Source organism: Chloroflexus sp. MS-G (assembly GCF_000735195.1).
Lineage (GTDB): Bacteria > Chloroflexota > Chloroflexia > Chloroflexales > Chloroflexaceae > Chloroflexus.
In genome coordinates, this window is sequence record NZ_JPIM01000155.1 from 1 (window position 1) to 7906 (window position 7906).

6 protein-coding genes are annotated in these 7906 nt (G+C 59.1%); 4 read left to right on the top strand and 2 right to left on the bottom strand.

Going from position 1 to position 7906, the window contains the following annotated elements:
• Together JE47_RS0118550 and JE47_RS0118555 are read right to left on the bottom strand one after the other, a co-directional pair.
• Positions 1-787 (bottom strand): Uma2 family endonuclease (locus JE47_RS0118550; RefSeq protein WP_031461181.1); only part of this gene is annotated, 787 nt, incomplete at its 3' end.
• A 353-nt stretch (positions 788-1140) separates the two neighbouring features.
• Positions 1141-2235, bottom strand: a complete 1095-nt coding sequence (locus JE47_RS0118555) for a Uma2 family endonuclease (protein ID WP_031461182.1) — start codon at positions 2233-2235, stop codon at positions 1141-1143.
• A gap of 465 nt (positions 2236-2700) precedes the next feature.
• On the opposite strand from JE47_RS0118555, the gene bchN reads away from it, so the two are divergent.
• From bchN to bchL, 4 genes are read left to right on the top strand one after another with little or no spacing between them, the layout of a single operon-like run.
• Positions 2701-3981 carry a ferredoxin:protochlorophyllide reductase (ATP-dependent) subunit N gene (gene bchN / locus JE47_RS0118560; protein ID WP_031461183.1) on the top strand — a complete coding sequence of 427 codons (1281 nt, stop codon included), beginning with the start codon at positions 2701-2703 and terminating at the stop codon, positions 3979-3981.
• Between the two features lie 14 nt (positions 3982-3995).
• Positions 3996-5633 (top strand): ferredoxin:protochlorophyllide reductase (ATP-dependent) subunit B, encoded by a 1638-nt coding sequence (locus JE47_RS0118565; RefSeq protein ID WP_031461184.1) that lies wholly within the window; start codon positions 3996-3998, stop codon positions 5631-5633.
• A complete protein-coding gene (locus JE47_RS0118570) occupies positions 5630-6910 on the top strand; it encodes a Coenzyme F420 hydrogenase/dehydrogenase, beta subunit C-terminal domain (RefSeq protein WP_031461185.1) in 1281 nt (426 codons plus the stop codon). The genes JE47_RS0118565 and JE47_RS0118570 overlap by 4 nt, the downstream gene beginning before the upstream one ends.
• 58 nt (positions 6911-6968) lie before the next feature.
• Positions 6969-7790, top strand: a complete 822-nt coding sequence (gene bchL / locus JE47_RS0118575; RefSeq protein ID WP_031461186.1) for a ferredoxin:protochlorophyllide reductase (ATP-dependent) iron-sulfur ATP-binding protein — start codon at positions 6969-6971, stop codon at positions 7788-7790.
• Positions 7791-7906: the final 116 nt, after the last annotated feature.

Below are 7906 nucleotides of genomic sequence, written 5' to 3' on the forward strand. Positions count from 1 at the left end.
CGCGTTGTGCTTGTTCCGCTGCTATACGCGCCAGCACTTCCGCCTCGGCCCGCGCTGCCGCTTCGCGTCGGGCTCGCGCCTCAGCTTCCGCCGCCTGCTGTACCACCGTCGCGTAGTCGCCAAACGCCGTGCCGTCGTCGGCGTAGCACACCACGTGGTCGCCTTCCACCCCCACCCACAGGTCGGCCAGTTCCAGATACACCCACCCCCGCTCGTCCGGCGGTTGCAGCCGGTAGGTGTCCCCCACCAGCCGGTAATCGAGCAACCGGAGCTGCCGCTCCCCCCGCCGTCCAATGTTGTCCACAATCACATACTGCGCCACCCCCGCCCGTGCATAGTGCGCCACCTTCCACACCACGTCGTTCTCCCGCGTCTCCGGCGAGGTGATTTCAATTATCAACGCCGGTCGTACCCCCTCCTCCGCCACGTCAAACGTGCTCCAGTCGCGCCGCTCGCGCAGCCCCGGAATGACCATCACGTCCGGCCCGTGCGGCCGCAGGTCGGGCACGTCCCACGCCACCCGCACATCACTCAGCACGATAGCCCGCCCGTGCGCTTCGAGCCGAGCGCGCAACACCGCCGTGAGGTACATCCGGTCGGTTTCGTGACGGTCACTGTGCACGATGAAGTCTCCCTCTTCGGGATGCAACACATCTTCGAGGGTGAGCGGCACCGGTTCGAGGTGGTCGGGGTCGTCGGGGGTAGGCCGACGGACGTAGCGCCAGCCGTAGCGGAAGGGGTCGTCGGCCGGTGGCGGCGCCGGTGTGGTGACGGTAGGATGGGTCATCACGGTTCCTCCTTGCTGTGGTAGGTAGGTCTGCCGGTATTGTAGCATAGCGCTGGGCAGCGTGCAGGGGCGAGGGTGACAGCGCAACGGGCAGCGGGTAGTGGTATGTTCCATTCATCGTGTTTTCCTGGCGCTCAAAACGGTGCTCGATATAAAAACCGTTTGAGCGGCCAAAAAGTTACACGAAAAAACACGGCAATTGCGAAGGAAGGCACAGAGTGTATCGGAGATACCGACAGTGGCGAGGGAATGGACACTGCGGTCAGATAGACACGGGTGCAGCACCAACACGAAGGGGCACCTGCGTTGGGCATCTCCGCGTGTTGTCGTCGCATCGGTTGCGGTGTTTGCGCCTACGTCCCCTGTAACCGCTGCAACTTGGCTTCCAATTCACGCAGACGGGCTTCAAGCTCGGCCCGCGCTGCCGCTTCGCGTCGGGCCTGTTCCTCCGCCTCGGCCCGCGCTGCCGCTTCGCGTTGTGCTTGTTCTGCTGCTGCACGTGCCAGCGCTTCTGCCTCGGCCCGCGCTGCCGCTTCGCGTCGGGCCTGTTCCTCCGCCTCGGCCCGCGCTGCCGCTTCGCGTCGGGCTTGTTCCTCCGCCTCGGCCCGCGCTGCCGCTTCGCGTTGTGCTTGTTCCGCTGCTATACGCGCCAGCACTTCCGCCTCGGCCCGCGCTGCCGCTTCGCGCCGAGCTTGTTCCTCCGCCTCGGCCCGTGCTGCCGCTTCCTGTCGCGCTCGCGCCTCAGCTTCTGCCGCCTGCTGCACCACTGTCGCGTAGTCGCCAAACGCCGTGCCGTCGTCGGTATAGCACACCACGTGGTCGCCTTCCACCCCCACCCACAGGTCGGCCAGCTCCAGATACACCCACCCCCGCTCATCCGTGGGTTGCAGCCGGTAGGTGTCCCCCACCAGCCGGTAATCGAGTAACCGGAGCTGCCGCTCCCCCCGCCGTCCAATGTTGTCCACAATCACATACTGCGCCACCCCCGCCCGTGCATAGTGCGCCACCTTCCACACCACGTCGTTCTCCCGCGTCTCCGGCGAGGTGATCTCAATCATCAACGCCGGTCGCACCCCCTCTTCCGCCACGTCAAACGTGCTCCAGTCGCGCCGCTCGCGCAGCCCCGGAATGACCATCACGTCCGGTCCGTGCGGCCGCAGGTCGGGCACGTCCCACGCCACCCGCACGTCACTCAGCACGATAGCCCGCCCGTGCGCTTCGAGCCGGGCGCGCAGCACCGCCGTGAGGTACATCCGGTCGGTTTCGTGACGGTCACTGTGCACGATGAAGTCTCCCTCTTCGGGATGCAACACATCTTCGAGGGTGAGCGGCACCGGTTCGAGGTGGTCGGGGTCGTCGGGGGTAGGCCGACGGACGTAGCGCCAGCCGTAGCGGAAGGGGTCGTCGGCCGGTGGCGGCGCCGGTGTGGTGACGGTAGGATGGGTCATCACGGTTCCTCCTTGCTGTGGTAGGTAGGTCTGCCGGTATTGTAGCATAGCGCTGGGCAGCGTGCAGGGGCGAGGGTGACAGCGCAACGGGCAGCGGGTAGTGGTATGTTCCATTCATCGTGTCTTCCTGGCGCTCAAAACGGTGCTCGATATAAAAACCGTTTGAGCGGCCAAAAAGTTACACGAAAAAACGCGGCAATACTGAACCTACCTGCAACCGCTCGTTGCGAAAGATGAGCGAAGGTCATCTCCTGATCGGCAGTGCCACTTCGAGAGATCAGAAGCGGGTGATTAAGCAGGTACCTCTCGGAGACAAACGCCATCTCCACACCCGTCACTGTTCAAACTTACCTTTGCACCACTTTTGCACCGAATTTGTTTATACTTCACCTTCTTGCTTTTTATGCTAAAATGTTTCTAAACCTGGTAGTTCCAAATCGGCACTACAATCTTTAAGGAGGCGCTATGCACTCAAAAGCGACTCCCATCCGCGAGGATGGCATTTACCACTCGTTTTGCGGTCTGGTTAGCGTTGGTTGGCTCTACCAAAAGATCAAAGACAGCTTCTTTCTCATCCTTGGTACTCATACCTGCGCCCACCTTCTGCAAAACACCCTCGGCGTCATGATCTTTGCTCGACCGCGCTTTGCCGTTTCGCTGCTTGAAGAATCTGATCTCAGTTCATCGCAGCCTGACATCGCTGCGCAAATCGAGGAGATCAAGCGCGAGCATCATCCTTCGGTGATTTTTCTGCTCTCGTCGTGCACCCCCGAAGTGATGAAGGTTGAGTTTGAAGGATTGGCAGCTTCGGTCAGCACCCCCGAAGTGCCGGTTTTGTTTGTTCCTGCCTCCGGCCTGGATTACACCTTCTCGCAGAGTGAGGATTCGGTCTTACAGGCACTGATCCCCTTCTGCCCACCAGCCCCACCCGATGACAAGCGAGTTGTGTTTCTCGGTTCGGTCAACGATGCAATTGCCGATGACTTCTCGCTTGAAGCGGCCCGGCTAGGCATTCCGGTTGCCGGCTTCTTACCGGCCAGCCATTTTACCGAGTTGCCACCCATAGGGCCGGGAACCGTGATCGCTCCCTTGCAACCGTATCTCCATAAAACCGCCACTCAATTGCGCAATGAGCGAGGCTGTACCGTTCTCTCGTCACTCTTCCCGTTTGGGCCTGACGGTACCCGCCGGTTCTGGGAAGATTTAGCTGCTCAGTTCGGAATGCGGGTTGACCTTAGCGACCGTGAAGCGGCAGCATGGGAACGGATCAAGCATCACACCGATCTCTTGCGGGGCAAGAAGGTCTTCTTTGCCAGTGATACGCTGATGGAGCTACCACTTGCCCGTTTCCTCAAGGCCTGTGGCGCTGAAGTAGTCGAATGCTCGACCCCATACATTAATCGGCGCTTTCACGCTGCCGAACTGGCTGCGCTCGAAGGTGTGCGACTGGTCGAACAGGCTAATTTCCATCGTCAGTTGCGCACCATCGCTGAAACGAAGCCCGACCTGATAATCTCAAACATCATTACGACAAACCCGCTCGTCGGTCAGGGAACAGTCGCAAAATGGGGAACCGAGTATTGCTTCCTGCCAATCCACGGTTGGGCTGGCGTCAACAACCTGGTGACGTCGTTCACTCGTGCACTGCAACGCCATGCACAGCTCGACCCGCTCGGTTCTGATCCAATCTGGTTGACCGGTATGATGCCCAGCTCACCCGGTGGTGTGATCTCGTTGCGATCGTGAGAGGAGACGATTCCATGCGACTGGCTTACTGGATGTACGAAGGAACTGCCCATCACGGCGTTGGCCGGATTGCCAACAGTATGCGGAATGTCCACGCTGTGTTCCACGCACCGCAAGGTGACGATTATGTCAATGCGATCTTTGCAATGCTTGACCGTACTCCCAACTTTCCGGCGATGACAACGAGTGTGGTGAGCGGAACCGACCTCGCCCGTGGCACGATCCGCCTCCCGGATACACTACGACAGGTGGAAGAGCGGGTGCATCCCGATCTGATCGTCGTGGTAGCCTCGTGCTCGACGATCTTGTTGCAAGAGAATTTGGAGATCGCCGCTCAACACGCCGGCTTGCAATGCGATGTGATGGTCTACGATGCCAATCCGTACCGCATGCAAGAAATTGTTGCCGCCGAGAGTTTGTTTACCGATCTGGTCAAGCGCTACGCTCAACCTCAACCGCGTACCGAACGCCCAACCGTGAACATTCTCGGCCCAGCTTCGCTCGGTTTCCATGCCCGTCACGATTTGATCAGTCTGCGCCGTATGCTCAAGACCTTGGGACTAGAGATCAACGTGGTTGCACCGTGGGGAGCCAGTATTGCCGATTTGCGTCGTTTACCAGCCGCATGGCTGACGATTGCGCCCTACCGTGAGTTGGGGCTACGGGCTGCGACCTATCTTGAAGAGCAGTTTGGCGTACCGGCGTTGCTCGATGCACCTATCGGTGTCCAGCCGACGCTGCGCTGGATCGAGCGGTTGCGTGAGCTGCTAGCGCAGGCCGGCGCCGAGATTCCGATGCCACCACTTACCGCTTTTTCGCTCGATGGGATGTCAGCGCCTTCTGCCGTACCCTGGTTTGCACGCACTGCCGACATGGATAGTTTTTCCGGGAAGCCGGCCTTCGTGTTTGGTGATGCCACGCATGTTGTCGGTATTACACGCTTCTTGCGTGATGAGTTGGGAATGCCGATTGCCGGCGCCGGTACGTATGTAAAGCATCAGGCCGATTGGGTACGCGAACAACTGACCGGCTACGTCGATGATCTGCTGGTGACCGATGAGTTCCAAACGGTGGCGAACCGAATTGCCGAGCTGCGCCCCGAACTAGTCTGCGGTACCCAGATGGAACGCCATACTGCACGGCGCTACGATCTGAACTGTATGGTGATCTCACCGCCAACCCATATCGAGAACCACCTGCTGGCATATCGTCCCTTCCTTGGCTTCGACGGCGCGGATGTGATTGCCGATGAGGTGTATACCACCTGTACGCTCGGTATGGAGAAACACCTGATCGATCTGTTTGGTGATGCAGGGCTTGATCTGCCGGAGAAAAGGGAGGGGGTAGCGGTCGCTGAACCAGCGCCTGTGGCTCCACCGGTTGAGAGTAGTAAACCGCTCGCTGAATCACCGGTTGCCGTTGCTGTAACGTCTGCACCTGCCCCAAGCCAAACATCGCCTGCCGCCGTTACATCAGCACCGGCGCCAGTTGATCCGGTTTGGGCTGCCGATGCTGAAGCGATGCTCAAGAAAGTTCCCTTCTTTGTGCGGGGGCGCGTGCGAGGCAACGTCGAGAAGTATGCCCGTCAGCGTGGTCACGCGGTCATTACGGCAGAGGTCTTGCTGGCTGCCAAAGAGGAGCTTGGAGCATGAACACGACGCTGCCATCCAAGACACCCCATCAGCCGCGACCATCCCGGCAACTGGCCGAGATTGCCCTCTTGAGCCGCGAAGAACGGCTGGCCGGGCGTCCGAAATTGTGTAGCGACTGCGGTATCTGCACCGGCGAGTTACGACCTTTCATGGCGCAGAGCTGCGTCTTCGTCAACAATCGCGCCGAGGAGATTGAGCGCCGTTTACACGGTCGCAACCGCCACGACGGCGATGAACTGCTCTTCGGTATCTACCGCGAGTTGCGCGTCTTCCGTATGCGCCCACCCGTTCCTGATGCCCAGTGGAGTGGCGCCGTTACCAGTCTCGGCGCCCTCTTGCTCGAGCGCGGTCTGGTTGAAGGGGTGATTACAACCGGTGCAGTACCCGGCACACGCTACGCGCCGCTACCGATCCTGGCTCGAACTCCCGATGAAGTGCGGGCGACGCGCGGTAACAAACCCTGCCTTGCTCCTACCCTCGACGTGCTGACCCAGGTACGGCAAGCCGGTCTGCGTCGCATTGCCTACATCGGTACCGGCTGTCAGGTGCACGCCCTGCGCGCTATCGAGGATCAGCTCGGTCTGGAACGACTCTACATCATTGGTATCCCTTGTACAGACAACACAACGTATCCCGATCTTCAGCGTTTCTTGCAGGTCGTTTCTCGCTCGCCAGCAACGGTCGTCCACCACGAGTTTATGCAAGATTTCCGCATCTGGCTCAAGCATGAAGATGGTTCGGTCGAGAAGGTTAACTTTGTCGATCTCGATGTCAATCGGCTCGGTGGTGAATTAGGGGTTTTTCCGCCCGCCTGTCTGAGCTGTTTCGATTATCAAAATGGCCTGTCCGATCTGACCATCGGCTACATGGGAGCACCACTCCCACCCGAAGAACGCTGGCAATGGACGCTCATTCGTACCGAGCAGGGGGTAGAATTGTACAACCTGCTACGGCCTTACGTTGAAGAACGAGAACCGATCAGCAGCGGTGATCGGACTCGTGGCATGCCTGCATACATCCAGATGCTGGGTCAGCCGCGGAAGCGACCACCGTGGCCGGTTCGGCAATTAGTGGCATTCATCCAACGCCGGAGCGGGCCGAAAGGTCTCGAATTCGCCCGCTCGGTGATCGAGATGAAACTGCTCCGGAACTTGCAATTCGTCCGCGAGCGACACGGTCGGCTCGAACGGCGGATTGTCCCCGGTTATGTGTACCGTGCGCTGGCGCGCTACGCTGATGTCTATCAACGTACATTTAACCGCACATTAGCACCGTGAACGGCATTGGAATGGTCATTCGCTGCCGGCACTGCCGGCCCAACAGAAGGAGTTGTCCATGTCCCTTATCCTCGCGATCTACGGCAAAGGTGGAATTGGTAAATCGACAACCTCGGCCAATCTTTCAGCAGCGATGGCTCTCAAGGGCGCCAAAGTACTCCAGATCGGCTGTGATCCCAAGCACGATAGTACCTTTCCGTTGACTGGTCATCTCCAACCAACCGTTATCGACGTGCTGGACAGTGTTAATTTCCATTTGGAAGACGTGAGTAAAGATGATGTCATTCATACCGGCTTTGCCGGTGTTGATACACTTGAATCAGGTGGCCCACCGGCCGGTAGCGGTTGCGGCGGCTATGTTGTGGGTGAGACGGTCAAACTCCTGAAGGAGTTTGGTCTCTACGACAAGTATGATGTGATTGTGTTCGACGTTCTTGGCGACGTAGTCTGTGGTGGCTTTTCAGCACCTCTCAACTATGCCGACTACGGGTTGATCATTGCGTGCAACGACTTCGATAGCATCTTTGCCGCCAACCGGCTCTGCCTCGCGATTGCGCAAAAGTCACAGCGTCACAAAGTGAAGTTAGCCGGCATTATTGCCAACCGAGTCGATTATGAGTACGGCGGCGGTACGAACTTGCTTGATCAATTCGCCGAGAAAGTTGGTACCAAAATTATCGGGCGCGTCCCTTACCACGATCTCATTCGTCGTTCACGCCTTGCCGGTAAGACACTCTTCGAGATGGAGGGGCCGGGGAAAGAGGAATGCACGCGACCCTTTGAGGAGATGGCTGAGTATCTACTGGCACAACCTCAAGCAACGGTCCCCAATCCGTACCACGATCGAGCGATCTTTGAGGCAATCGGCGGCTGGCGTTGATTGCCTAACCAAATAACCCTCGTGGCATCACGACGGATGACGGCATCGGGGCAAAGCTGTGCCTCTTGCTAGAATCGTACCCCTCACCTTCCCCCTGGCCCCTCTTCCTCTCCCAT

What these genes read in the sequence shown, in the direction of transcription:
- JE47_RS0118555 (WP_031461182.1), bottom strand. Translation starts at nt 2,235, where the DNA reads ATGACCCATCCTACCGTCACCACACCGGCGCCGCCACCGGCCGACGAC.
- bchN (WP_031461183.1), top strand. Translation starts at nt 2,701, where the DNA reads ATGCACTCAAAAGCGACTCCCATCCGCGAGGATGGCATTTACCACTCG.
- JE47_RS0118565 (WP_031461184.1), top strand. Translation starts at nt 3,996, where the DNA reads ATGCGACTGGCTTACTGGATGTACGAAGGAACTGCCCATCACGGCGTT.
- JE47_RS0118570 (WP_031461185.1), top strand. Translation starts at nt 5,630, where the DNA reads ATGAACACGACGCTGCCATCCAAGACACCCCATCAGCCGCGACCATCC.
- bchL (WP_031461186.1), top strand. Translation starts at nt 6,969, where the DNA reads ATGTCCCTTATCCTCGCGATCTACGGCAAAGGTGGAATTGGTAAATCG.